This is a genomic window from Nostoc sp. FACHB-110 (assembly GCF_014697425.1).
Classification (GTDB): Bacteria; Cyanobacteriota; Cyanobacteriia; order Cyanobacteriales; family Nostocaceae; genus Nostoc_B.
Window position 1 is genome coordinate 172,950 of sequence record NZ_JACJRU010000001.1, and the last position, 25,491, is coordinate 198,440.

General features: G+C 41.3%; 20 protein-coding genes. 14 read left to right on the top strand and 6 right to left on the bottom strand.

All coding sequences use genetic code 11. From position 1 onward, the window contains the following. Window positions 1–8 precede the first annotated feature (8 nt). On the bottom strand, window positions 9–767 hold the full coding sequence (locus tag H6G69_RS00615) for a metallophosphoesterase family protein (RefSeq protein WP_190680518.1): 759 nt from the start codon (window positions 765–767) through the stop codon (window positions 9–11). 208 nt (window positions 768–975) lie between these two features. Here H6G69_RS00615 and H6G69_RS00620 point away from each other — a divergent pair, with 208 nt between their 5' ends. Together H6G69_RS00620 and H6G69_RS00625 are read left to right on the top strand one after the other, a co-directional pair. Then, complete coding sequence (locus H6G69_RS00620) at window positions 976–1,260, top strand: DUF2470 domain-containing protein (RefSeq protein ID WP_190680520.1); 285 nt, start codon at window positions 976–978, stop codon at window positions 1,258–1,260. Window positions 1,261–1,458: 198 nt separating this feature from the next. Continuing rightward, window positions 1,459–2,640 carry a low temperature requirement protein A gene (locus H6G69_RS00625; RefSeq protein ID WP_190681164.1) on the top strand — a complete coding sequence of 394 codons (1,182 nt, stop codon included), beginning with the start codon at window positions 1,459–1,461 and terminating at the stop codon, window positions 2,638–2,640. Window positions 2,641–2,685: 45 nt separating this feature from the next. Here the strand turns inward: H6G69_RS00625 and H6G69_RS00630 are convergent, their stop codons facing one another. Beyond that, window positions 2,686–3,171 carry a hypothetical protein gene (locus H6G69_RS00630; RefSeq protein ID WP_190680522.1) on the bottom strand — a complete coding sequence of 162 codons (486 nt, stop codon included), beginning with the start codon at window positions 3,169–3,171 and terminating at the stop codon, window positions 2,686–2,688. 158 nt (window positions 3,172–3,329) lie between these two features. On the opposite strand from H6G69_RS00630, the gene H6G69_RS00635 reads away from it, so the two are divergent. After that, window positions 3,330–5,021, top strand: a complete 1,692-nt coding sequence (locus tag H6G69_RS00635; RefSeq protein ID WP_190680524.1) for an NAD-binding protein — start codon at window positions 3,330–3,332, stop codon at window positions 5,019–5,021. Window positions 5,022–5,149: 128 nt separating this feature from the next. Here the strand turns inward: H6G69_RS00635 and petA are convergent, their stop codons facing one another. Both petA and petC read right to left on the bottom strand, forming a co-directional pair. Then, a complete protein-coding gene (petA, locus tag H6G69_RS00640) occupies window positions 5,150–6,151 on the bottom strand; it encodes a cytochrome f (protein ID WP_190680526.1) in 1,002 nt (333 codons plus the stop codon). A gap of 112 nt (window positions 6,152–6,263) precedes the next feature. Next, on the bottom strand, window positions 6,264–6,803 hold the full coding sequence (petC, locus tag H6G69_RS00645) for a cytochrome b6-f complex iron-sulfur subunit (protein ID WP_190680528.1): 540 nt from the start codon (window positions 6,801–6,803) through the stop codon (window positions 6,264–6,266). Between the two features lie 229 nt (window positions 6,804–7,032). Here petC and H6G69_RS00650 point away from each other — a divergent pair, with 229 nt between their 5' ends. Then, the gene (locus H6G69_RS00650) at window positions 7,033–7,341 is read left to right on the top strand and encodes a DUF3067 family protein (protein ID WP_190680530.1); all 309 of its coding nucleotides are present in this window, start codon (window positions 7,033–7,035) and stop codon (window positions 7,339–7,341) included. 239 nt (window positions 7,342–7,580) lie between these two features. Here H6G69_RS00650 and tatC read toward each other — a convergent pair whose 3' ends face one another. Further along, complete coding sequence (gene tatC / locus H6G69_RS00655; RefSeq protein ID WP_190680532.1) at window positions 7,581–8,375, bottom strand: twin-arginine translocase subunit TatC; 795 nt, start codon at window positions 8,373–8,375, stop codon at window positions 7,581–7,583. 1,662 nt (window positions 8,376–10,037) lie between these two features. Here tatC and H6G69_RS00660 point away from each other — a divergent pair. Beyond that, a complete protein-coding gene (locus tag H6G69_RS00660) occupies window positions 10,038–11,372 on the top strand; it encodes a P-loop NTPase fold protein (RefSeq protein ID WP_190680535.1) in 1,335 nt (444 codons plus the stop codon). Continuing rightward, the gene (locus H6G69_RS00665; protein WP_190680537.1) at window positions 11,345–16,450 is read left to right on the top strand and encodes an eIF2A-related protein; all 5,106 of its coding nucleotides are present in this window, start codon (window positions 11,345–11,347) and stop codon (window positions 16,448–16,450) included. Before H6G69_RS00660 ends, H6G69_RS00665 begins: the two co-directional genes overlap by 28 nt. A 5-nt stretch (window positions 16,451–16,455) precedes the next feature. On the opposite strand, the gene H6G69_RS00670 is transcribed toward H6G69_RS00665, so the two are convergent. Then, complete coding sequence (locus tag H6G69_RS00670; RefSeq protein ID WP_190680539.1) at window positions 16,456–17,550, bottom strand: DUF2817 domain-containing protein; 1,095 nt, start codon at window positions 17,548–17,550, stop codon at window positions 16,456–16,458. Between the two features lie 826 nt (window positions 17,551–18,376). On the opposite strand from H6G69_RS00670, the gene H6G69_RS00675 reads away from it, so the two are divergent. The 8 genes from H6G69_RS00675 to H6G69_RS00710 all read left to right on the top strand — a co-directional run bounded on the left by H6G69_RS00675 (window position 18,377) and on the right by H6G69_RS00710 (window position 25,321). Then, entirely contained in the window at window positions 18,377–19,807 is a 1,431-nt protein-coding gene (locus tag H6G69_RS00675; protein ID WP_190680541.1) for a form I ribulose bisphosphate carboxylase large subunit, read from the top strand. 90 nt (window positions 19,808–19,897) lie between these two features. Further along, window positions 19,898–20,305 (top strand): RuBisCO chaperone RbcX, encoded by a 408-nt coding sequence (gene rcbX / locus H6G69_RS00680; RefSeq protein ID WP_190680542.1) that lies wholly within the window; start codon window positions 19,898–19,900, stop codon window positions 20,303–20,305. Window positions 20,306–20,350: 45 nt separating this feature from the next. Beyond that, window positions 20,351–20,680 (top strand): ribulose bisphosphate carboxylase small subunit, encoded by a 330-nt coding sequence (locus H6G69_RS00685; RefSeq protein WP_190681166.1) that lies wholly within the window; start codon window positions 20,351–20,353, stop codon window positions 20,678–20,680. A gap of 194 nt (window positions 20,681–20,874) precedes the next feature. Beyond that, the gene (locus H6G69_RS00690; protein WP_190680544.1) at window positions 20,875–21,705 is read left to right on the top strand and encodes an aminoglycoside N(3)-acetyltransferase; all 831 of its coding nucleotides are present in this window, start codon (window positions 20,875–20,877) and stop codon (window positions 21,703–21,705) included. 73 nt (window positions 21,706–21,778) lie between these two features. After that, window positions 21,779–22,459, top strand: coding sequence for a Uma2 family endonuclease (locus H6G69_RS00695; RefSeq protein ID WP_190680545.1), 681 nt, complete (start codon window positions 21,779–21,781; stop codon window positions 22,457–22,459). Between the two features lie 103 nt (window positions 22,460–22,562). Beyond that, on the top strand, window positions 22,563–23,558 hold the full coding sequence (locus H6G69_RS00700; RefSeq protein WP_190680547.1) for a hypothetical protein: 996 nt from the start codon (window positions 22,563–22,565) through the stop codon (window positions 23,556–23,558). Window positions 23,559–23,681: 123 nt separating this feature from the next. Further along, window positions 23,682–23,978 carry a type II toxin-antitoxin system VapC family toxin gene (locus H6G69_RS00705; RefSeq protein ID WP_313950109.1) on the top strand — a complete coding sequence of 99 codons (297 nt, stop codon included), beginning with the start codon at window positions 23,682–23,684 and terminating at the stop codon, window positions 23,976–23,978. A gap of 89 nt (window positions 23,979–24,067) precedes the next feature. Beyond that, a complete protein-coding gene (locus tag H6G69_RS00710; RefSeq protein WP_190680549.1) occupies window positions 24,068–25,321 on the top strand; it encodes a ribulose bisphosphate carboxylase small subunit in 1,254 nt (417 codons plus the stop codon). Window positions 25,322–25,491: the final 170 nt, after the last annotated feature.

Genomic DNA, 25,491 nt, shown 5'->3' on the forward strand with positions numbered 1-25,491 from the left:
AACAATAACTATGCTCGCTGCTGTTGGCGGCGAGCAGTAATTTTGGATGGTTCAATAGCAATTACCCCTTCTGCCAAGGGTAAAGTGCGTAAACTATTTTGAAAGACATTCACTTGATAAATTAGCTTATTGGTAATGTCTAATCCTGTTAACCAACCACTACGGGGATGATAAGCACCAGTATCTATCCCTAGCCATCCTCTTCCTTGAGCCAGTTTACCAGGGGTTACTCCTGGTAAAGTAAAAGTAATTGTATGGCCAACAATAATTAATTTATTGGGGAAATAAGGCTTTTCTATGCTGTGAAATTCATCTCTAATCCAGCAAAACTGTTCAGCAGTTTGTTCGGCTATGGGTAAAGCAGGGTCTAATCCTGCATGAGTTAACCAAATATCCCCTAAATCTAAATATGTGGGTAAAGTCTCAAGCCATTCTATATGGTCTTGACGAATAGTAGACTGTTCGTAACTGCTGAGGGTTGCTTGTCCACCACTGTACAGCCACGCTTGCAAGGCTTGTGCTGGGACGTTGTTTTGTGTGAAAATACTCAATAACATCTGCTCATGGTTTCCTAGCAGACAGGAATAATTGTTCTGTTGGACAAAATTTACTACATGGCAACTGTGTGGGCCACGATCAATTAAGTCTCCCAAAAAATATATCTGATCTGCTGAGGTTGGGGCGATCGCCTCTAACAGTGTCATTAAGCCTTCATAATGTCCATGTACATCCCCAATAACTATTCGGCGTTGGCTAGTTTCGCTCATCTGCTCTTGGCTAGAATAATCCTATTTAGTATTTCTGCTACAGTCTAAGCTCTCGAGATTCCGCAATTAAAGGTAAAAAATACTTGACAAATTTAAATTTATTGTAACGATTTTCGAGAAAACACCCTTGACCTTGCGGAGGAATCCACTTAAGCAATTCTTTTTCAGTCATTCTACAATTTAGGGTGTTGTTTTAAATGTTTGCCCCATGTCGGATCAGCTTTCTGCGAAAATTAGCGATCGCATCTGTAATCACATGAATGAAGATCATGCTGATGCTGTATTACTATATGCACGGGTTTTTGCTGAAATCAAAGATGTAGCATCTGCCAAAATGCTTTCTATAGATGCTGAAGGGATGAATTTATCCGCCGAAGTGAATGGGGAATCTCAACCAGTACGTGTTGTCTTTGATCATATTTTAAAAGACTCAGAAGATGCTCACCAAACTTTAATTGCAATGGTCAGGCAAGCACGTACAAAAGCTCAGTAAAATGTTAATATAGGACTAATATTTGATTTTTGCAAAAAATCAGTACACACAGAAAAGTCTTTTTTCCTATTCCCTACTCCCTGACTACATAAGTAAATTCCTAAATCAAACCGGATTCCTATAGTTTATTTACTACTATAGATAGTCAATTACTTACTGCTAATGGTAGAAAACAATAAGCAATTTGCCATTAGCTTTATGAACAATTTTCTCCAACCGCCAAGATTACGCATTGGTGAAGACACCGAAGAAGAAAGACGCGCTACTTGGCTAGAACTGTTTTATGATTTGGTGTTTGTGGTTGCCGTCTCGCAAGTAGCCCACAATCTCAAAGAAGATATCTCTTTATCAGGATTACTGGGATTTGTCGTTTTATTTATTCCTATTTGGTGGTCATGGATTGGCACTACTTTTTATGCCAACCGTTTTGATAACGATGACATAGTACATCGCCTGTTGGTTGGCGTACAAATGTTAACGGCTGCGGCTATGGCTGTAAATATTCACCACGGCTTAGGCGAAAGTTCTCCTGGCTTTGCTTTAGCTTATGCCCTTGGTCGCGCTGTGCTGGTAGTAGAATATATCCGCGCAGGTATACATATTCCGTCAGCGCGTCCTTTGACAACTCGCTACGCCATTGGTTTTGCGATCGCATCTATTATATGGCTCATCTCGGCAATTTTTCCCGTTCCCTGGCGATTTATACTCTGGGGATTGGGAATCATCATTGATTTTGCGACACCATTAACTGCACGCAAGTTTCAAGTCGGTTTACTTCCACACGCGTCTCATTTACCAGAACGGTTTGGGCTGTTCACGATTATTGTTTTGGGAGAGGCGATTATTGCTGTAGTCAACGGTGTTTCTCAGCAAAAATGGGATGTATTAACTGTACTTTCCGCCATTTTTGGTTTAGCTATTGCTTTTTGTTGGTGGTGGGTTTATTTCGATAATCTAGGTGGTACACCCATCGAAACAGCGCGGAAAGAGGGAAAAGTAGGAACTGTCAATATCTGGCTATATACCCATTTGCCATTAGTCATTGGGATTGCAGCTACAGGGGTTGGTGTGGAACAAATTTTGTTAAGTCCGCCCACTGTAGCTTTACCAGATAGCCAACGATGGTTAATTTGTGGTTCAGTAGCATTATGCTCCTTTGCTGTTGCCATCCTGCATAGATATGGAGTCATCCGCTATTGTAAAATTCGTTCTTTGTATCGCTTCAGTGGCGCACTTGTGTTAATAGCAATTGCGATTATTGGCAAAGGTTTATTACCTGTTGCTGTTATCGCCTTAGTAGCCCTAGTTTCTGCTGTACAAGTTATTCAAGATTTGTATCAAAGTCGCCCAACTACTCGCCTAGCCGACCCCGAAATTTAATTTCCCCAGATTCTCATTTCATCCTTCATCCTTCATACTTTTTCTTTAGTCTGCGATCGCCCACCGCACATAAGGCCGAAAACCAATTACACTTTTATAGGTAATTAGCTGTCCTGGTGCGTTAATTTTACGCAAATCTACACGGAAATAAGCTTTTTTATTCTGAAACTGCACATTGTAAAAAGGATATTCTTGCCCTTGAGTTTTGCCAACACAAGAAGCATAATTACTGCGTAAAGGTGAAACAAATTCAACAAACAACTGATTGTTAGATTTCACTAACTGAGCAGTATCGGCAAAAGCTCTAGTATCTGCCACGACAGTATGTTCTGCCCCACCTTCATAAGGTAATGTTAACCACCATAACCCAACTGTTTGTGGGCAAGTTCCGCTAGTACGTTGTACCTTTAGTTGCACATTAGGCGCGGCTAAAGGCCCTTGTGTAGATTCTGTTTGGGCTTGTGCAGTAGAGGCGATCGCACCTGCTAAAAATAGTGGGCATAATACCCCACTAAAATGAATTAAGTTCATACTTATTACTTGAAATTTCATATTTTATTTGACTGGAAAACTGTAGCAAAAGTGCCTAATTAATTTGATTTAAAACTAACGTGTTGTTAGTTACAGTTACGCTTGGAGAAACAGCGCAAGAATATTGTTAACTACCAATACATTTTTCCTGCTGTTTCATGAAACCTCGAATTATTGTTTGCGGCTTAGGACGTACTGGATATAAAATTTTTCGTCTGCTGAGACAGCAGGGGGCATTGGTTGTGGGTATCCATCACAAACCGATACCTGGCGAATGTTCACCAGATGTGATTATTGGGAATTTACACGCGGCTGCGACTTTAATAGCCGCAGGAATTCACCAAGCACAAACTCTAGTCATTACTGGTTCAGATGATGCTTTAAATTTATCAATTATGATGCAAGCACGGGTGTTAAATCCCCGAATTCGCATCATTAACCGCTTGTACAATACAAATTTGGGCGAGCGTTTAGACCAAGCTTTACCAGACCACTTAAGTATGAGTGTGGTGGGTTTAGCCGCACCATTATTTACTTTTGCTGCGCTAGGAAATCAAGCCATAGGACAAATCAAATTATTTGACCAAACTTGGCCTGTCCAAGAAGAATATATTGATGAAAATCATCCTTGGCTAGGGCGGAAATTGAGTGATTTGTGGGAAGAAACCGCAAGGATGCCGATTTATTATTTACCTGTAAAAGGGGAAATGAATTTAATTTATGGTGTGCTTTCTGAGCAAGAATTAGAAGTAGGCGATCGCTTAATTATTGCTATCCAACCCCGCGTTCGTTCGATTCGCAGGTCGTTAATCAAAAAATTTTTGAAAGTTTTTACTAGTTTGCGCCAGTTTCAGCAACATGGAAAATCGGTAGTAGCGGGTGCATTTGTATTATTGGTAATTATAGCGATCGCTACACTCACCTATATGTCTACCGAACTAAGTTTATCGGTAGTCGATGCTTTATATTTTTCTGTCGGGATGATTACGGGCGCAGGCGGTAACGATAAAGTTGTCGAGAATGCCCCCAACAGTGTGAAAATATTCACCATCGTTATTATGCTAATTGGGGCAGTAGCGATCGGGCTATGGTACGCCATGCTGACCGATTTTGTCTTAGGTAGCCGCTTCAAACAATTCTGGGATGTAGCCCGAATTCCCCAGCGTCATCATTATATTGTCTGCGGTTTAAGCGCCCTCGGCAGCAAAATTGTCCAGCAACTACACACCAGTGGTTACGAAGTAGTTGTCATAGAAACTGACTCGAATAACAAATATATCAACTCTGTGCGCGGCTTGGGTATTCCCGTCATTCAAGGTGATGCCAGTTTTCGCACCATCCTACAAACTAGTCATGTCGCTTCTGCGGCTGCGGTGTTAGCTGTCACTAGCAACGATGCGACTAATTTAGAAATTGCCCTGAAAGCCAAAGGTTTAGCACCAAAAATCCCTGTGATTGTCCACTATGCCGACCCTGATTTTGCTGGGATGGCACAACAAGTATTTGATTTTGAAGCCGTCCTCAGCCCCGCAGAACTAGCAGCCCCCGCCTTTGCGGCTGCTGCTTTGGGTGGACGTATTTTAGGCAATGGCATCACAGCCGATAAACTTTGGGTAGCCTTTGCCACATTAATTACCCCCTCCCATCCCTTTTGCAGTCAATCGGTTAAAGAAATAGCAGTCTTGGCTGATTTTGTGCCTTTGTATGTAGAAACCAACAGCCAGAAAATTCGCGGCTGGGATTTACTTACTACTCATCTCGTCGAGGGCGATGTTTTATATTTAACAATGCCAGCAAATCGGTTATATCAATTGTGGCGTGAAGACAGAGTTTCGCAAGTTAGGGGTTAGGCGAGTAGAGACGCGATATATCATTTTCGTGAAATGGTATTAGAGCAAGAAAAATAGAAGAATAGGCAAAAATTAAAAAAGACAGGCAATATGCCTGTCTTTTTTAAAAAAGGATTTATCAGAGAATTTTAGAAATTCATTTCAGCAGCTTGAACTTTTTCAACCTGTTTCTTCTTGAGAACTAGCATTACTTGAGCTAACATTACCAGAGTGATAAAGGCAATTAACCAACCAACTCTGCTAGCATCTTGTAACACGATTTCTGTGTCTTTTTGACCGAAACCACCAACGTTGGGGTTATTGGTCAAAGCATCACCAGATTTTACTGTTTGTCCTTCAGAAACAATCAGTTCTGGGCCAAGCGGAATTGTATCAGTGACCACATCGCCAGCTTCGGTTGTGATGTTCACCAAATATTTCACATTACCTTCACCATCATCTTCTTTAGCAATCTTGCTGATGGTTCCAGTAGCGGAAGCGTTGTAAACAGTGTTGTTGCTCTTTTCACCAGTAGGATAAACTTGTCCGCGTCCTCTGTTACCGCCTACGTGAACTGAGTATTTACCGAAGTGGATGTTTTTATCAGTTGCAGGGTTAGGAGATAGAACAGGGAAGACAATTTCCTGATATTGTTCGCCAGGTAAAGGCCCAACAATAACTACGTTGTCGGAACCTTCTTTGTAGGTTTGGAAGTAGGTATCACCGACTTCTTCTTTCAATTCTTCAGGAATGCGGTCTTCAGGAGCAAGTTTGAAACCGTCGGGGAGCATCAAAACTGCACCAACGTTTAAGCCAACTTTAGAACCATCTGCACCAACTTGCTGCACGCTAGTATCGTAGGGAATTTTCACCACAGCTTTAAATACTGTGTCGGGCAGCACGGACTGGGGTACTTCAACTTCTGTGGGCTTGGCTGCTAGGTGACAGTTAGCGCAAACAATTCTACCTGTCGGTTCGCGGGGAGTTTCAGGATAGGTTTGCTGCGCCCAGAAAGGATAAGCGGCAGCACTTTGAGGCAAAGCAATATCGCTAGTAAAGAAGAATGTTACTGTAGCGATCGCTACGAGCAATGTTTTGGTAATTGCTCTAGCAGTGCGAGTTAACCTCGCTGTTGTAAAGGCATTTCTCATCTCTATAAGGACAACGATTCTTGGATGAAGTAGTCAATAGTCACAGTTATCAGTTATCAGTTATCAGTTATCAGTTATCAAGCATGTTCACTGTTCACTGTTCACTGATAAATTAAGCCCACCAAGGTTCTTCGCCGGTACGGAAGTCGGTTTCAGTCCAGGGTGTGAGAACAATCTTGTCGTTTTCGGTTTTGGCGTGGCTTAAAGCCAAAGAACGTGGTGCAGGGCCTCGAACTACTTTACCAGTTGCATCGTATTGAGAACCGTGGCAAGGGCATTTAAATTTGTTTTCCGCAGCGTTCCAAGGAACAACACAACCCAAGTGGGTGCAAACAGCGTTAATACCGTAATCGGTGATTGCTTCTTTGCTTTCGACCACAATGTAGGTGGGGTCGCCCTTCAATCCTTGGACGAGGGTGCGATCGCCTACGTTATGGCTCTCTAGAAACTGACTAACGCTCACATCGTTGCCTAGGCTGTCTTTTGCTGTTGCGCCACCACCAGCACCACCAGTAGCTGGAGGAATAAAGTAGTTAACAACGGGATACAATGCACCCAGAGCTACTCCAGTGACAGTCCCAAAGGTGAGCAGGTTCATGAATTGACGACGGCCCATATCTGGCACGTCTGCTGATTCCGAAAATTGAGCCATATCCTACGCGCTCGCTCTTTGTATATTTTGTCTAAGCATTTTGACAAGAGTACTAATACTTGAGTAACTCTTGTCTGGGTCGAAATGCTAACTAACGATGCTAAACTTCTTTGTTGCAAGATACTTTTAGCAGCTTTTCTGTTAGCATTACATTTCTTTATATCCTTATCATACTTGAGTTACGGAACTTAACATCATAACTAAATGTAAAATCTAATTGAGAGAAGCTATGACAGGAAAGGAATTACACCAACTGTTGCTGGATAAGTGGGGACATTCTTATGATGTCCAGTTTCGCCGTACTCAAGGCAAGATATTTCTGCAAGTGATGTGGAAATATCTTGAGCAAGCTTCTTTTCCCTTAACAGAGGCAGAGTACCAAGAGCATCTTGATACCATCGCTAATTATCTTAATGCTTTAGGTGGTACAGCACAGGTAAAAAATTTTATCGCTCAAACACGCGATCGCCCACGGCTGGGTAAAGCTGTTAGTATTCCCCTAGATTTGGGGGAACGCGCTTCGGAATGGATAGTATAAATAAAGGCAGGAGGCAGAATAATTTTAGATTTTTGATTTTGAATTTTCGATTGGTTGATTAAAAATCTAAACCTGCTCTTACTGATACTTATTAATTAGTCATTGTTCTAAATTGAACTATAAAATTCTTGAGCCTATAAGCAATTTCTATCTGGCTGCATTAGGGCTACTTTGCCATCATTTAAAACTACACCCACAGCAGACAACAGGGTTAAAAGCTCACTATCAGTGATGTTTTTCTATTTACCTGTGAGTTTAACTAACCCAATTCCACCCATATAAAGCCCTAAAACAGCACCTGCTAACAAAGCTTGGGTTAAAGGGTCAGTAGAAGGTGTCAGCACAGCACCTAAAATTACGGCTGCCATAATTACATAACGCCAACCAGACAGCATTCTTTCAGAAGAAACAATGCCTAAATTGCCTAGCAATAATTGAATAATCGGAATTTGAAAAGCTAAACCAGTACTAAATAACAGCAGCAATACAAATTCAAAATATTTATCAATTGACCAGATTTGTTCGACTACATCCGCACCATAGCTAATGAAAAATCTCAACGCTGCGGGGATGAGAAGTAAATAGGCAAATACTAAACCGCCAGCAAATAATACACTCGACCCCAAAACTATTGGCCCCAGTAGGCGACGTTCGCGGCGTGTCAGACCTGGGAGAACAAACTGAATAATTTGATAAAGAATAAAAGGGCTAGAAAGAACTAAGCCACTGTAGCCAGCAACTTTCAAGGAGACAAAGAAATATTCTCCTGGTGCAAGCTGGAGAAATTTTACCCCGGCTGCTGGCACTTCTAGTAATTGCACAATCGGCTTGACAGCAACAAAACAGCCGATAACAAATATTACTACAGCTATTAAGGAATAAAAAATCCGTTGTCGTAACTCTTCTAGGTGGTCGAACAGGGACATTTCGACTTCACCAGGCAACTCATCAAGAGGATCGTTCTCAGAGTTGCCTTGTCCTTCTAGGTCGATATCAGGATTGATGATAGTGTCAGCTTCGGATGAAGGAGTCATGAGTATGCTATTAGGTAGGCAACATTTGTTAACTATTCTATTACCTAAAAACAACAAGAATGCTCCCGCCAAACTACGTTGTGGCGGTGAGATGAATTGTTGGCTAAAAGCGAAACACCCCTTGCCTTGTCAAACCTGCGGTTTGACAAGGCAAGGGATGTAGGGGCGGGTTTATTTGGATCATCGTACAAAAGCGAGAATATTGGTAAACCCGCCCGTACTTTTAGCAATAGTCGTGATATCTTTACGTCAGTAAGTTTGATGTAAAGATGCTGGTATTAGAGAAAACCCAAAGAGTGATCTTTGGAATCTCCCGCTACACCCGCAAGGGTGTAGCGGCGAGAGGATGTCAACCTCCTGCCAAAGCTACATAATATCGTTGCGTAAGTTCTACCTCAAAAACTAACTAGCGAAATCCCGTTTATTTCTAATTGCGGATTTTTTTCCGGTTTTTTTGTGCTAGTGCTAGGATCAGTTAGTGGGATGTCATCTTGTGAGTCATGTCCATCTGATTATCGACATATAGATCAAGCTTACGCAGTACAACAACAATCAAGGGTTTAGGGGTGTAAGGGTGTATGCGAGCAAAATCTTGATTCCCTTACAGCCAATTTCAATAAACTAGCCTTTGTGCGTAAGTTCTAAATAGATATCAGGATGGAACAGATATTTTAGAAATTACGTCTCTGCGGACAGTAGCATTGCATAAATTGATACAAAATCAATCGACAATGCTCAGTTTAGAAACTCCGATTCATCAAGGTGGCATCTAAAAGATAGCGATATCGGTATTGTTCGCTGAGGTTTGTATGCATAGGATAATGTGCATTGGACTGATAGCATTACCTGTTTATCTGTACGATGCAAAACCCAGTCTAGCGAGTTGTGGTAATTTACCTATTATCACTGCTACTTTTATCAACCAAAATCAGAGTATTACTACTCAGACAAATTTAGCACCGTGGCAAATCTCTTCTAGGGAGGATCAAACAGGAGATTGTGTCCGACACGGTAACTGTAGGGGTTAGTCGGCAATATTTGGTGTTTGAGTTGCATAATTTTTGTAGTGTTGAGTCAACTCAGTTCAGAGTTTCTGTGTGGTACAGTTTTTACTTTGTTCTGTCAACTCAACACTTTTTATATGTAAAATTGATTAATTTTTATTTGGGTAAAAAATATAGCAAGCAAATTTAATTTCCCAACTTATTCGTTAAGCAAGGGAATCAGCAACAGGTAAAAGATTTGTTTGGCTTTGATTTAAGAACGTTAGACAAATATAGGATTCAGACTTAATTTTTTAAAATACACGTAGTAGGATGTGTTAACGTGATGCGTAATACATCTACCGAAAGCTTTTGACACGTTACCGCTTACGCCTAACAAACCCTACATATACTGAGATTTTTTCAAAAATTAAATATTGTTCTTAATATATTCATTTTTTTAAATAAAATAAATAGGATTGTGATTCTTTTGCAGATAAAAAATGTCAAGCCTACTATGTGATATCAAACTTCTGGATAAAATGGTTTCCAGAAAACTGCTAATTTAGTTAATATTTGGCAATGGCTTTCGGGAATAAACGCATAAATTAATCAAAAGAAATATATTCATTTAGCAGGTTGCACTATCCCTATTGTTTACAGAGTGAATTAGATAGTTATGCCTTTAGATTTAGAAAGATTTTATCAGGCTTGTAATCCGAGTAGACCTTTGGTGATGGGAGATGCTAGCGATCGCCGCTATTATATCGATTTTGCGGCGGTGCGGGGTGGCAAAATCATCGAGGCTTTGCTGCGAACCATTACCCGCATTTCTCCAGAAACACCGACTTGTCAGTTGTTTACTGGACATTTGGGTTGTGGAAAATCGACAGAATTATTGCGCTTAAAAGCGGAATTAGAAGAGCAAAAATTTCATGTGGTTTATTTTGAGTCTACCCATGTCTTAGAAATGGCCGATGTAGACATCACAGATATTTTACTTGCGATCGCCGGACAAGTTAGCGAAAGTCTCGAAGCCAAAAAAATTCGGCTCAAGCCGAGTTACTTCGCCAAATTATTCACTGAAGTTGTTGATTTCCTGCAAACACCCATCGACTTGGGCGTAGAAGCAGAATTATCTGTGGGGATAGCGAAAATTACCGCCAAAACTAAAGAAAGTCCCCAACTGCGGCGACGCTTAAGAGATTATCTCGAACCGCGTACCCAAAATATTTTGCAGTCCATTAATAAAGAACTCCTAGAACGCGCCACCAAGGAACTGAAAAATCAAGGGAAAAAAGGTTTAGTAGTAATTGTTGATAACTTAGATAGGGTAGCGATTCGGCCTTTACCTTCGGGGCGATCGCTGCCAGAATATTTATTTATTGAGCGTGGCGAACAATTACGGAAAATAGATTGTCATTTAGTTTACACTATACCGTTATCGTTAATTTTCTCTAACGATAGCGCCGAGCTTCAGCATCGGTTGGGTGGTGGGGTTGCGCCCAAAGTTTTACCGATGATACCTGTGCGGTTGCGTTCTGGAGAAATATTCAACCAAGGGCTATCACTGATGCGCCAAATGGTGTTAGCTAGAGCCTTTCCTGACATTGAACCGAGCGATCGCTTAAGCTTAGTTACAGAGATATTTGATAACCTAGAAACTCTAGATCGATTGTGTTTAATTAGTGGTGGTCATGTCCGAGACTTACTAGGGCTGTTGTTCGACTGCTTGAGAGAACAAGACCCGCCTTTTGAGCGCGACTGCGTTGAATTAGTGATTCAACGTCAACGAGACTACCGCGCCCACGCCATCGACCAAGATGAATGGGAATTAATTTTTCAGGTGGTAGAACAGCAAAGAGTCGGTGGCGACATCGCCTATCACGCTCTTTTACGCAGTTTATTCGTCTTTGAATATCGTGACCATCGAGGTGCTTGGTTTGCTGTCAACCCAGTTATCGCAGAGACCCAAAAATTTAAATCATGGTTGAACACACACAAGCAGACATAAAATCAGCCAACGAAAGGGCGTTGCGGAGTTTAAGCAGAGCGATTTCTCTGTCGCGGGGTCAATTCTCTGTAGTTTTGGTGTGTTGCAACTATCGCATCTTGCAAGAGAACATCTTACAGCAATTAGAACTTCTTTTACCAGGCTCAACCAAAAAACTAGTTATACCCCACAGTGCCAGAAGTCTCTACAGCACAATTCATATTCAATTGCGAAGCGATGAAGAACAACCATCGGCGTTGAATATTTTGGGTTTAGAGTCAGTAGAACGCATTGATGATTTACTCAGTTCGATCAACCAAATTCGGGATGAATTTCCTAAACGTCACTCATTCCCGATGATTTTTTGGGTGAATGATGAGGTGTTGCAAAAAGTTGTGCGGTTAGCCCCAGATTTTGCCAGTTGGGCGGCGACACCAATTCGTTTTGAAATGACGACGACTCAATTACAAGATTTTTTGCTTCAAGAAACAGACTCGCTATTTGCGACTGTTTTACCTACCCAACATCAAGATAACCAAGGCACAGAACAATATTCTACTTTAGAGCAAATCTGGGAACATAACGATGAGTTACACTTTGCCATTCAAGAGTTACGTCATCGGGGAATTACCTTAGAACCAGAGTTATATGCGAGTTTAGAATTTGTTTTTGGCTTAGATAACTATGTTAGCGATCGCATTCAACGGGCATTAAATCATTTTCAACAAAGTTTGGCTGTTTGGCAACAATTAGCATTAGAAAATCATGGCGATTTTCACCAAACTATTCCTAATACCTGGAATACGGAATTAGATATCCTAAGTAATCATACTTCGCCTTTAGTGCGGCAAGGAGTCTTACTTTATTATTTAGGCTTATGTTATTCTCGCCTTGCCGAGCAGAATCAAACAGAAAATCGCCGTCATTGGGACAGTGCAAAATCGTATTTACAACAATCATGTAATGTTTTGCAATTGGCACAAAGACCCGATATAGTTGCCGAATTTATTAGTCAATGGGCAGAAGTTTTAGAACATCTGCAAGAATGGGAAGAATTGCAAACTGTAGCCCAAAAATCTTTAGAACTGCATCAAATTTATGGTAGTCAAATTCAACTAGCTTGTGATTATGGTTTTTTAGCCCAAGTTGCTTTGCAGCAGTCGCGCTGGATGCAGGCGAGTATTTTAGCCCATGTCTCGTTATTAAAATTAGGAGAAGCCCAAAGACAGAGTGCTTCTCATCAATATTTATTTCCCTTATTGTTGGCACAAATTTATTATTTAGTTTTAGCCGAAGCCCAACAAAGTTTAGGCGACCATCAAGTTGCTAATGAATATTTAGATAAAGCAGCCAAAGCACTCCCCAATGCCTTAGAAAATAGCACCCATCAATATAATGCCCATCGTTATATTCGCTTATTACGGACGCTGCGATCGCTTTACTTTGAGGCTGGGCGTTATCTAGAAGCTTACACTATCAGGCAAAAACGGCGTTCTGTTGAGCAACAGTATGGCTTTCGCGCTTTTATTGGGGCGGGACGCTTACAACCCCAACGCCAAGTTACCAACCCCGCTTTGATGTCACCTTCAGGCACTAGCAGCGTCGCTTTAGAAATTGCGGCTTCTGGTAGAGAAGGCGATATTAATAACTTAATTGGCAAAATTAGCCGCTCTGACCAAAAATTAATGATCATTCATGGTCAGTCTGGTGTGGGTAAAAGTTCCACTGTCAGTGCCGGACTAGTACCCGCCTTACAAAATCGTACCGTAGGCGATCAAATTGCCGTGCCTGTGGTGATTCAAGTTTACACAGATTGGGTGCGAGAATTTGGCAAAGCTTTTACAGCCGCGATGTCACAAATTCAGGGAGAAGACACTTTAGAAGTACCCATAGCGGATATCAAAATTCCCATCACGACTGCTGATATTTTGGCAAAATTAAATGAAAATGCCAATAAACATTTAATTACCGTTTTAATTTTTGACCAATTTGAAGAATTTTTCTTTACTTGTAGTCAACCAGGAGCAAGACAAAATTTTGATAGATTTTTGCGAGATTGTTTAAATATATCCTTTGTGAAAATAGTCTTTTCTATCCGCGAAGACTATTTACATCGATTATTAGAATTTAAAAATCTCGCTGCCTTAGAAGCAATTGATTATAATATCTTGGAGAAAAATATTCGTTATCAATTAAATAATTTTTCCCCAGAATATACCAAAGCAATCATTCAAAAATTAACCGAGCGATCGCAGATGCATTTAGAGCCGGCATTAATCGATGCTTTGGTAGAAGATTTATCAGCAGATTTAGGTGAAGTTAGGCCAATTGAATTACAAGTTGTCGGCGCACAATTACAAGATGAACGCATCAATACTTTAGCCCAATATCAACCCTATCGCCCCAACAAACTGATTGAGCGTTACATTAAAGAATTAATTAAAGACTGCGGCCCCGAAAATGAACGGGCAGCTTTACTAGTTTTATATTTACTTACAGATGAAACAAATCAAAGACCGTTTAAAACTCGTGCCGAATTAGCTACAGAAATTTCGGAATTAGAAGATGCCGGGAAATTAGAATTAGTCTTAAATATCTTAGTCAGTTCTGGACTAGTAGTATTATTTCCTGATGTGCCAGAACGCTATCAATTAATTCATGATTATTTAGTTGATTTGATTCGTTACTTGCAAGAACAAGAATCAAGTTTACAAGCTAAACTCGATCAACTACGTCGCAAAGTTGATCAAAGTGAATTTGAAATTCAACGACTCAAAAGTGAACTCCGCCAAAAAAAGCAACAAGCTAGACTCAGCGACAGTCCACCCACCCAAGGGTTAGATTTAGTCACCGAACTACGAGAACTCCGCAAGCGCGAAGAATTAAGTCAAATAGAAATTGAGCAATTAAAATCTGCACTTAAAGAAAAAGAATTAACAGCCCAACTCACAGCAACTAAAGAAAAGCAGCGCCTCAACGAAGCCAGATTAAATCGCTCTTTAAAAGTGGCTTTATCAGTGGCATTTTTAGCGATTTTTGGTTTATCAGTTTCTATCATTACCGTTTTAGATAGTGAAATCAAAACCCTCAGCGTTTCTAGTGAAGCTTTGTTTGCATCCCAAAAAGGTATCGATGCTTTAAAAGAAGGCATAAAAGCCGGGAGAAAATTACAACAAGCTTTGTGGGTAGACCCGTCAACCAGAGAACAAGTGCAAACAGCTTTGTACCAAGCAGTTTCGGGAGTGCGGGAGGTTAACCGCTTAGAAAGCCATACAGGTGGGGTGAATAGTGCAGTATTTAGCCGCGTTAGCCCTGGGCTTTGGCAAAGCCATCGCTCTTTAATTATTTCTGGTAGCGCAGATAATACAATTAAACTCTGGCGGGCTGATGGTACTTTAGTCAAAACCCTATTAGGACATCAAAATATAGTCAATAGCGTGAGTTTTAGTCCCGATGGGCAAATGATTGCTTCTGGCAGTCAAGACATGACAGTGAGATTATGGAGTCGAGAAGGTCAACCACTCCACACCTTAACAGGCCATACAGCAGAAGTTAATAAAGTGAGTTTTAGTCCCGATGGACAACTCATCGCCTCCGCCAGTACCGACAACACCATCAAATTGTGGAGTCGTGACGGTAAACTACTCCGCACCTTAACCGGACATCAAAGTACCGTTTTAGATGTCGCTTGGTCGCCAGACAGCAAAACTTTGGCCTCGGCTAGTGCAGATAACACCATCCGGTTATGGAACCGTGAAGGTAAATTACTGCGAAGTTGGCAAGCTCATTATGATGCTGTTAAAAGTCTAGCCTGGTCTAGTGATGGGCAAATTATTGTTTCGGGGAGCTTAGACCAGACTATCAAACTCTGGAACTTGCAAGGTCAGCTGCTCAAAACTTTATCAGGACATACCGCCGGAATCACCAGTGTCAGTTTTAGCCCCGATGGTCATACAATTGCCTCAGCGAGTCTCGACCAAACCATCAAGTTATGGAGTCCTCAAGGTTTGCTGTTAGGAACTCTCAGAGGACATAACAATTGGGTCAATAGTGTGAGTTTTAGTTCTGATAGTCGGACTTTGATTTCGGCGGGACGAGATAAAACTGTGAAACTTTGGCGTTGGGATGATGTGTTAGGGCGTAACCCCAAAAGTGACCAAGAAGACTGGATTACGAGTATCAGTTTTAGCCCCGATAGCCGTAATATCGCCGCAGCTAGCCGTGATGCTACTGTCAAAATCTTGAATAGCCAAGGGCAAATTTTACGCACCTTAACAGGCCATCAAGGTCAAGTTTGGGGTGTGGCTTGGTCGCCAGATGGTCAAAATATTGCCTCCGCCAGTAAAGATAAAACCGTCAAAATTTGGCGGCGTGATGGCAAACTGCTGCATACTTTTAGCGGACATCAAGATACAGTCTTCAGTGTGGCGTGGTCTGCTGATGGTCAAATTATCGCTTCAGCCAGCAAGGATAGAACCATCAAACTTTGGAGTCGTGATGGTCAGCTACTCAACACTTTAGAAGGTCACAAAGACGGTGTAAATTGGGTAGACTTTAGCCCAGATGGCAAATTTTTAGCTTCTGCTAGCGACGATAAAACAGTGATTATTTGGAGTCGAGACGGCAAACTGCAAAAAATCTTAAATCGTCACAGCCGTCCGGTAAATGGTGTAGCTTGGTCAAACGATGGCAAAACTCTAGCTTCTGCTAGTATTGACAGCACAGTTAAACTATGGAATCGAGACGGTCAATTACTCCAAGATATTTCTGGGGATGGTGATAGTTTTATTAGTGTGAGTTTTAGTCACAATGGCAAAATGCTCGTCGCTGCCAGTGAAGATAAACTCAAACTCTGGAAACGTGATGGCACATTACTAATTGCACTCAAAGGCGATAAGGAAGAATTAACCAGTGTAGCTTTTAGCCCAGATGGTCGTATTTTGGCAGCAGGTGGGGCTAAAGGAATGGTGATAATTCGGCCTTTAGCAGATATTAAACTCGATAATTTGTTAAAGCGGGGTTGTGAGATGTTACACGACTATTTCCAGACTAACCCTAGAGTGAGTACAAGCGATCGGGCTTTATGTTTCCCACGCTAAATCAACTAAATCACTTCTATAGGAAAACAAACTTCAATTGCCTGTTCAATTAAATCCAGACCTTGAGAAACGACAGCATTACGCCAAGCCACATCTGCTGGTGCAAACACCTCTTGCAAACGTTGACGCGCCCACTCTCTAGTAGGATGATCTGGCGGAGTATAAAAATACGCGCAATTTTCTGCCCGTAAGGCTTGCACTACTTGAATAACCGGATAAGTACCAAACTCAGCCGTGAGAAACCTATATTGACATTGGGGAAACATTGCCTTGCACCAATTTCCCAAACTGCCACGTATTTTATACATTTTGCCTGGTTGGTAAGGTTCGACTACATCAGCACCAAACTGTTGTTTTAACCACCGGGTGGATGCTGATTCTGGTGGATCTTCAATGAAGAGTTTGTAAGTTGCTTTTTTACCTAAACCAGTATGTAAGTCAATATGCAAAATATTTTTGGCATTGCCAATCCAGCGCGGAAGATGGGCAGCTAAAATTTCATAAGTTTGAGATGGGCGATGACCACCAAAAAATAGCCCTTGGGGATAGTCGAATTGTCCTACAGGTAACGTATTAATTAAAGCATCAATGCCGTAACGAAAAATAGTAGCGATCGCTTTCATTAAAAATGGCTCAAAAGAAGATGGTGGGGAAGTCGGGTTAAAAAAACCATTCAATTGGCCATACATCGGGGGACTACCCCTATATTCTTCATTCTCTAACAAGAAATTGCGGTTGAGGTCGATATTATCTTCATTCCATCGCCTTCCCCAAGCAAAACCATAAGGGTTTAAAGCATGTATCAGCACTAAAGCTGAACCAGGGTTAGGACACCAACCAATCAGCCGTTCTTCTAACAAAGCACATTGAACAGCCGAACCAAAAAAACCCTCAACCCCATGTAGTCCACTAGAAATTACCAGAATTTGCTCAGGTTGCAAATCTCCCAATATCGCCACATCAATCGTTAAATCTTCTCCATCCGGCCCTACTTGGTTAATTGGATAGGTTTCTAATTGAAAACCCAAGGCCTGGGCCGCAGCACAAAAGCGATATCGTGCAGCAGCGTAGCTGGGACTGAATGCAGAGGCGTAGGACATGGGGGCAAGGCTTTTATTTACAAAACATTACAAAGTGAGGCTTGCTTTTACTCTAATTTTTATCTGACCGTAGTAAATCAGCTTTTTTTGCCTCTTGATACCATTTCACGAAAATCCTGATACAAATCAATTGGTTTTTAATCCTTTCTCCCTGCTCCCCTGCCCCCCACCCCCTATTCATCTTGGGTTTATATTTCTATACATTTAGAAGCAACATTTGTAAACTACATTTAACAAAATGTTTAAATCTTTATTTAATAACAAATTTAAATACATAAGTTAAGAACTTTCAAAGAAGAACTTATGCAATTTCTTGATATATTGTGAGACAAGTTACAAATTACGTTAAGTGCAACTTTGTTTTTCGCTCACTGCTCGACTAAATCAGTATCCAGCAGATTCTCTCCCAGCCTGTTTTCTATAAATGAGGAATACAGCAAGAGTACGGATCAGGGAATGTGAGCTAAAAAGCTTATTCCCAGAAATGACCGAATGTAAAAGAGAAAAATCTCATATTTGGAGAATTTTGCGTGAGACTGAGAAGATTTAGCGAGTAAAGAGGAATAAATAAAAGAAATTTTTCATCAAATGAGGGAAAAGCAACAACGCCAAGTAACGCACTCCTAGGCGTAAACAGCACTGATGGAAAGGATTTCTCCTGAAGCAAGTGTTAATAAAACAATGCTCCCCTTTGGCGAAGACAACCTCTAAAAGAAAATTTTGCCTAATCTGATCCTCTGGTGATGAGGGAAAGAAAAATGGTGAGAGAAAGTTGCACAAAACGTGATTTGATAAGTAAAAAGAGTGACATCTTGGAAGGATAGATATGTCTTACGCTCAAACGAAGACTCAGTCAAAAGCTGGGTATAAAGCCGGGGTTCAAGATTACAGACTAACTTATTACACACCAGATTACACACCAAAAGATACGGATCTTCTGGCGGCGTTCCGTGTTACACCCCAGCCTGGAGTTCCCTTTGAAGAAGCAGCTGCGGCTGTAGCGGCTGAGTCTTCTACTGGTACTTGGACAACCGTATGGACAGACTTATTAACCGATCTAGATCGCTACAAAGGTCGTTGCTACGATATCGAACCAGTTCCTGGCGAAGACAACCAGTTTATTGCCTACATTGCCTATCCTTTGGATCTCTTTGAAGAAGGTTCCATCACCAACGTTTTAACCTCAATTGTAGGTAACGTATTTGGTTTTAAAGCTTTGCGGGCATTGCGTTTGGAAGACCTTCGCTTTCCTGTTGCTTACATTAAGACCTTCCAAGGGCCTCCTCACGGTATCCAAGTTGAGCGTGACAAATTAAACAAATATGGTCGTCCTTTGTTGGGTTGTACCATCAAACCAAAATTAGGTCTATCTGCTAAGAACTACGGACGCGCTGTGTATGAGTGTTTGCGCGGTGGTTTGGACTTCACCAAAGACGACGAAAACATCAACTCTGCACCATTCCAAAGATGGCGCGATCGCTTCTTGTTCGTAGCTGATGCGATCACCAAAGCTCAAGCAGAAACAGGCGAAATCAAAGGTCACTACCTCAACGTCACCGCGCCTACCTGTGAAGAAATGCTGAAACGGGCTGAGTACGCTAAAGAACTCAATCAGCCCATCATCATGCACGACTACCTAACCGCAGGTTTTACCGCTAACACCACCTTGGCTCGTTGGTGTCGTGATAACGGCGTTTTATTGCACATCCACCGCGCGATGCACGCAGTAATCGACCGTCAAAAGAACCACGGTATCCACTTCCGTGTATTAGCTAAAGCTCTACGTCTATCTGGTGGCGACCACATCCACACCGGTACGGTTGTAGGTAAGTTGGAAGGTGAACGTGGTATCACAATGGGCTTCGTTGACCTGTTGCGGGAAAACTACGTTGAGCAAGACAAGTCTCGCGGTATCTACTTTACCCAAGACTGGGCTTCTCTACCTGGTGTATTGGCAGTTGCTTCCGGTGGTATCCACGTATGGCACATGCCCGCACTAGTTGAAATCTTTGGTGATGACTCCGTACTACAATTCGGTGGTGGTACACTTGGACACCCCTGGGGTAATGCTCCTGGTGCTACTGCTAACCGCGTAGCATTAGAAGCAGTAGTCCAAGCTCGTAACGAAGGCCGCAACTTGGCTCGTGAAGGTAACGATATCATCCGTGAAGCTGCTAAGTGGTCTCCTGAATTGGCTGCTGCTTGCGAACTGTGGAAAGAAATTAAGTTCGAGTTTGAGGCAGTTGATACCGTCTGATCATCAAGTAAAAGGTAAAAAGTTAAAAGGTAAAAGAATCTTTTTACTTATTACTTTTTACTTTTAACTTAAATTTGGGCTGGGTCAAGCATGAATCTCAAGCAAATTGCGAAAGATACAGCCAAAACTCTCCAAAGCTACCTGACTTATCAGGCACTAAGGACAGTGCTGGCACAGCTAGGCGAAACGAATCCACCGTTAGCTGTTTGGCTGCATAACTTTTCCGCCGGAAAAGTCCAGGATGGAGAAGCTTACATTAAACAACTTTTCCAAGAAAAGCCAGATTTAGCCCTGCGGATAATGACAGTCAGAGAACACATCGCTGAAGAAGTTGTTGAATTCTTACCAGAAATGGTTCTGACTGGTATACAGCAAGCTAATACAGAACAACGTCGCCAGCATTTAGAACGCATCACGCAGCTGAGTTTATCTAACCCCAGTCCTGAATCAGAACAACAAAGTTTTTCCGATCCTGACTGGGACAACTTAGCCAGTTAGGAAATGTCTAAGCCGTTACAAAATAGCAAACAGTTATCACCAGTTATGCAAACCCTACCAAAAGAGCGCCGCTACGAAACCCTGTCTTATCTTCCCCCCCTCAGCGACGCTCAAATTGAAAAACAAGTTCAGTACATTCTGAGCCAAGGCTACATTCCCGCAATTGAATTTAACGAAGTTTCTGAACCAACCGAATATTACTGGACACTGTGGAAGTTGCCTTTGTTCGGAGCTAAATCTACCCGTGAAGTATTAAGCGAAGTTCAATCTTGCCGTTCTCAATATCCTACCCACTACATTCGTGTTGTAGGTTTCGATAACATCAAGCAGTGTCAAGTACTGAGCTTCATTGTTCACAAACCCAACAGATATTGAAAAAGTTACAGGTAAGGGGTAACAGTCCTAATACCTGAGTGAACTAAATTTAAACAAGAGAGGTGAAATAAAAGCCTCTCTTTTTTTTGGGCTATTTGCAGAAAATTCTCGCTCTGGATTTTGGCTTTGAACTCGATTACGTAAATAAGTTATTAAGAATAAAACTGGAAAATGAAGGATGGCTACAGTTAAAGATGTCCACTGCTTACCAAAAATACTTAAGTGAATCAAAAGTCATTCTCAACACATCATCTCCTCGCACTCGCCAGAGTCTAGCAACAGATTTATCCAATGCTGGCCTAGCACCAGGTATGAATGTGATAGTTCATTCTTCTTTGAGTTCATTAGGATGGGTTTGTGGCGGTTCAGTCGCAGTAGTTCAGGCATTAATGGATGTCATTACACCAAGCGGAAATTTGGTAATGCCTACCCATTCTGGTGATTTATCTGACCCTGCAATGTGGCAAGAACCGCCAGTTCCCCAAGAGTGGTGGTCTATCATTCGGGAAACTATGCCAGCCTTTGACCCTAAAGTGACTCCAACACGAGGTATGGGAAAGATTGTAGAAACCTTCCGCACCTGGGAAAATGTGCTGCGAAGTTCTCATCCCCAGGTTTCTTTTGCTGCTTGGGGTAAAGATGCTGAAAAGATAATTTCAAATCACTCTCTAGACTACTCTTTAGGAGAAAATTCACCGTTAGCTCGTTTGTACAATTTGAATGCTTGGGTACTTTTATTGGGAGTTGGATATGAAAATTGCACTAGTTTTCATCTAGCTGAGTACCGAGTAGGTAAAAGACAAAAAGTTAAACAGGGTGCGCCGATTTTAAAAGCAGGACAAAGAGTTTGGCAATGGTTCACAGATATTGAGTTTGATACTGACTGTTTTGTAGAAGTAGGTGAAGCTTTAGAAATAACTGGTCAAGTTGGAATCTCAACAGTTGGTTCAGCAACAACAAAATTATTTAATATGAGAAACGCTGTTGATTTTGCAGTTGCTTGGTTGAGAGATAATCCGAGTTGACGCTCCCCGCATTCCGCTACAGATAAGAATTGCTTATACTAGATGCAGTAAAACTCCTTTGAGGAATTTGGCAATGGCAGCATCAAATTTAAAAGTACCACCTTTAGAAAGTGGCGATCGCCTAACTCGCCAAGAATTTGAACACCGCTATCACGCCATGCCCAATACCAAAAAAGCCGAATTAATCGAAGGAGTCGTATACATAGCCTCACCCTTACGTTTCAAAAGTCATGGTAAACCACATGGAAACTTGATAATTTGGCTGGGAACTTACAAAGTTTCTACCCCTGGTGTAGAGTTAGGTGATAATTCTACAGTCCGCTTAGATTTAGATAATGAAGTACAGCCAGATGTTGTGCTACTAATTGACGAACAACTAGGTGGACAAACACGTATTACCGAAGATGACTATATAGAAGGCGCACCAGAATTAATTGCTGAAGTAGCAGCCAGCAGTGCCGCTAATGACTTGTATGACAAAAAACGTGTGTACCGTCGCAATGGCGTTAAAGAATATATTGTTTGGCAAGTTTTTGATAATAAACTTGATTGGTTCGTTTTAGAAAATGGTGATTATATAACATTAAATCCAGATACTAACGGCATAATCAAAAGTCGAACTTTTCCTGGTTTATGGTTAGAGTTATCAGCATTATTAACCGGAGAAATGACGCAAGTTTTAGCAGTATTACAACAAGGAGTGGCATCGGAAGCACATCAACTATTTATTCAACAAATATCAACACATTCTTAACTTAATTATTGGTGATACGTAAGAATTCAGCACCCAGAAGTCATGAGTCTGGGATTTGTAAATACTTAGAAAAGAGGGAAGTGTGAAAAAAAAGAGTAAAAAAGTGACTTGGTTTGAAACGTTAACAGGTTTTGCGGAACAATCTCCAATTCTGGTGAGAGAAAATATGACTGTTGACGGTGAGTTGTTAAAATCTCATGTAAATGGCAAAGTCATAGTCTGTGGTCAGTTAGAAATAGCGTCTTTAGCCCAACTGAGAGAACGCGTTCTCAAAAGTGGATATCCACAAGGAAAAATAACTCTCCGAGAAGTAGTAGCCAATGTGCAGGATTTGCATATCAATGAAGCTAATGCTAATTCAGTATTTCAGGTAGCTTCCCAGTTCAATTTGCTAGAGATGAGATATCCTTATGTAACACCTGAGTATGGTGTAGGGATTTATGAAAATGATTTTACGCAAGGGCCAGCTTGTGCTGTAGCAGCTGGGGCAGGAACAATTTATCGAAATTATTTTGTGAGAGTAAATGGGCAAATTGGTCAATCCGCAACAAACCAAATCGATTGCCTCAAAGATATAGGAGCCGCACTCGGAAATCAAGATAACCGTCTTTGGGAAATGCGAAACGGTTATGCTTTGGCATCACGCGCTGGGTTAGTCGAAATTTCAAATCGGCTGGAAGCGTTAAACGAGGAGGGAGTTGATAAATTGCGAGAGTTGTTACGCATTGGCATTCAGTGGGATACACAAGTGACGCTGAATGACTGCAAACACAAAGTTTCACAAGCTTATTGTTCGGCTTTACCAGTCGCTTACTCGGATCATTTTTCAGATTTATGGGCAAAATTTGCACAGTTGGTTTTAGAGGCATCCTATGAAGCAACTATTTGTGCTGCCATTTTGAATTGGAGAAAAAATGGGAATAACAAATTGTTTCTGACGCTGCTTGGTGGTGGAGCATTTGGCAACCAAACAGATTGGATAATGGGAGCAATTCAACGTGCCTTGAACATCTATAAAAATGTTGAGCTTGATATAGTAATTGTTAGTTACGGTTCATCCAAGCCATATATCCAAAAACTGGTGAGCCAATACCAGTGATGAGACTTAGGCTGTATTTGTCTGAATTTAGGATTCAGAATGGTTAAAGAATTAAGATAAATATCTAATGAATAAATTTCCTAATCTACTAGATACTTATTCATTCTGACTTCTGACTCCTGGGTGCTGAATTCTGACCTTTTAAATATTGCCAGTGTTTGGGAAATGGCTGTCAAACACAGTATCGGCAAACTAAATTTTCACTTGAGTTTTGCTGAGTTTGTTGAACAACAAATAGTGATAAATGGTATTCAATTATTGCCTATCAGCATTGAACATATTTTAGTGGTTTCTCAATTGCCATTACACCATCGTGACCCCTTTGACAGAATGTTAATTGCCCAAGCAATTGTAGAAAATATACCTGTATTAAGTGCGGATAAAATTTTTGCTACATATCCTATACAGCGTTTGTGGTAGTAGCTGTAGATATCTACCCAAAGATTAGTAAACAATAAATACCAAAAAAACATAGCATTATTGAGTAAGGCATCACCAGTGATAATTGTATGAGTTATTATATTGCTCCTCGCTTTTTGGATAAACTTGCTGTTCACATTACCAAGAACTTCTTAAATCTTCCTGGTGTGCGAGTTCCTTTAATTTTAGGTATCCACGGACGTAAAGGTGAAGGTAAATCCTTCCAATGTGAGTTAGTGTTCGAGAAAATGGGTATCGAGGTAACACTCATCTCTGGCGGCGAATTAGAAAGTCCAGATGCAGGAGACCCAGCACGGTTAATTCGGCTACGCTATCGAGAAACAGCCGAACTCATCAAAGTACGTGGCAAAATGTGTGTACTGATGATTAACGATTTAGATGCGGGTGCAGGCCGCTTTGATGAAGGTACGCAATACACGGTAAATACTCAGTTGGTAAATGCCACACTGATGAATATTGCGGATAATCCTACAGATGTACAATTACCGGGTAGCTATGATTCCAACCCGATACGGCGTGTCCCCATTATCGTCACAGGTAATGATTTTTCCACTCTGTATGCGCCATTAATTCGAGATGGACGGATGGAAAAATTCTATTGGGAACCTAACCGCGATGACAAAGTGGGAATTGTCGGCGGAATTTTTGCGGAGGATGGACTTTCAAAACGCGAAATTGAACAATTAGTGGATACTTTTGCTAATCAATCAATTGACTTTTTTAGTGCTTTGCGTTCTCGAATTTATGATGAACAAATCCGCGACTTTATTCATAAAATAGGTTTTGAACGCATCTCTATGCGTGTGGTAAATAGTGTAGAAGGGCCACCAGAGTTTAAAAAGCCAGATTTTAGTCTGTCTCATTTAATTGAGTCTGGTAAGTTTATGGTAGGTGAACAAAAACGGGTGGAAAATTCTCAGTTGGTGGATGAATATAATCGCCTTAATCGAGGTAGAAGTTATCAAACTGCACCAAAAACTACTGAAGCACCAGTTAGTCAGCCATCATCTAATGGTAATAGTTCTCGCAAACAAGAAATATCAAGTACCCATGTAAGTCTAGAGACTCAAGAACAAATTCGACAAATCTTGTCTCAAGGTCTCAAACTTACCTTTGAACACGTAGATGAACGCCGCTTCCGTACAGGTGCTTGGCAAAGTTGCGGTACAATTCATATCGATGCTGAGTCTGATGCTATCTCAACTTTAGAATCACATCTAAATGAATACAGTGGGGAGTATGTGCGCTTGGTAGGAATTGACCCAAAAGCCAAGCGGCGGGTTGTAGAAACGATTATTCAACGACCGAATGGCAAAAATTAAGACTAGAGACGTAGCAATGCTACGTCTCTACAGTGTTATGGGACTTACGCACAAAGATTGTCTGTGAAGACTGGGTTAATGGGTGTCGGGTTAATGGGTTTTGGATACATACACCCCTACACCCTTACCCCCTTCTCCAAACCCTTGATTTTTCGTTTTCATACGTAAGT

What these genes read in the sequence shown, in the direction of transcription:
- rcbX (WP_190680542.1), top strand. Translation starts at nt 19,898, where the DNA reads ATGAATCTCAAGCAAATTGCGAAAGATACAGCCAAAACTCTCCAAAGC.
- H6G69_RS00710 (WP_190680549.1), top strand. Translation starts at nt 24,068, where the DNA reads ATGAGTTATTATATTGCTCCTCGCTTTTTGGATAAACTTGCTGTTCAC.
- petA (WP_190680526.1), bottom strand. Translation starts at nt 6,151, where the DNA reads ATGAGAAATGCCTTTACAACAGCGAGGTTAACTCGCACTGCTAGAGCA.
- H6G69_RS00670 (WP_190680539.1), bottom strand. Translation starts at nt 17,550, where the DNA reads ATGTCCTACGCCTCTGCATTCAGTCCCAGCTACGCTGCTGCACGATAT.
- tatC (WP_190680532.1), bottom strand. Translation starts at nt 8,375, where the DNA reads ATGACTCCTTCATCCGAAGCTGACACTATCATCAATCCTGATATCGAC.
- H6G69_RS00625 (WP_190681164.1), top strand. Translation starts at nt 1,459, where the DNA reads ATGAACAATTTTCTCCAACCGCCAAGATTACGCATTGGTGAAGACACC.
- H6G69_RS00685 (WP_190681166.1), top strand. Translation starts at nt 20,351, where the DNA reads ATGCAAACCCTACCAAAAGAGCGCCGCTACGAAACCCTGTCTTATCTT.
- H6G69_RS00650 (WP_190680530.1), top strand. Translation starts at nt 7,033, where the DNA reads ATGACAGGAAAGGAATTACACCAACTGTTGCTGGATAAGTGGGGACAT.
- H6G69_RS00620 (WP_190680520.1), top strand. Translation starts at nt 976, where the DNA reads ATGTCGGATCAGCTTTCTGCGAAAATTAGCGATCGCATCTGTAATCAC.
- petC (WP_190680528.1), bottom strand. Translation starts at nt 6,803, where the DNA reads ATGGCTCAATTTTCGGAATCAGCAGACGTGCCAGATATGGGCCGTCGT.
- H6G69_RS00660 (WP_190680535.1), top strand. Translation starts at nt 10,038, where the DNA reads ATGCCTTTAGATTTAGAAAGATTTTATCAGGCTTGTAATCCGAGTAGA.
- H6G69_RS00665 (WP_190680537.1), top strand. Translation starts at nt 11,345, where the DNA reads ATGGTTGAACACACACAAGCAGACATAAAATCAGCCAACGAAAGGGCG.
- H6G69_RS00695 (WP_190680545.1), top strand. Translation starts at nt 21,779, where the DNA reads ATGGCAGCATCAAATTTAAAAGTACCACCTTTAGAAAGTGGCGATCGC.
- H6G69_RS00635 (WP_190680524.1), top strand. Translation starts at nt 3,330, where the DNA reads ATGAAACCTCGAATTATTGTTTGCGGCTTAGGACGTACTGGATATAAA.
- H6G69_RS00675 (WP_190680541.1), top strand. Translation starts at nt 18,377, where the DNA reads ATGTCTTACGCTCAAACGAAGACTCAGTCAAAAGCTGGGTATAAAGCC.
- H6G69_RS00690 (WP_190680544.1), top strand. Translation starts at nt 20,875, where the DNA reads ATGTCCACTGCTTACCAAAAATACTTAAGTGAATCAAAAGTCATTCTC.
- H6G69_RS00615 (WP_190680518.1), bottom strand. Translation starts at nt 767, where the DNA reads ATGAGCGAAACTAGCCAACGCCGAATAGTTATTGGGGATGTACATGGA.
- H6G69_RS00630 (WP_190680522.1), bottom strand. Translation starts at nt 3,171, where the DNA reads ATGAACTTAATTCATTTTAGTGGGGTATTATGCCCACTATTTTTAGCA.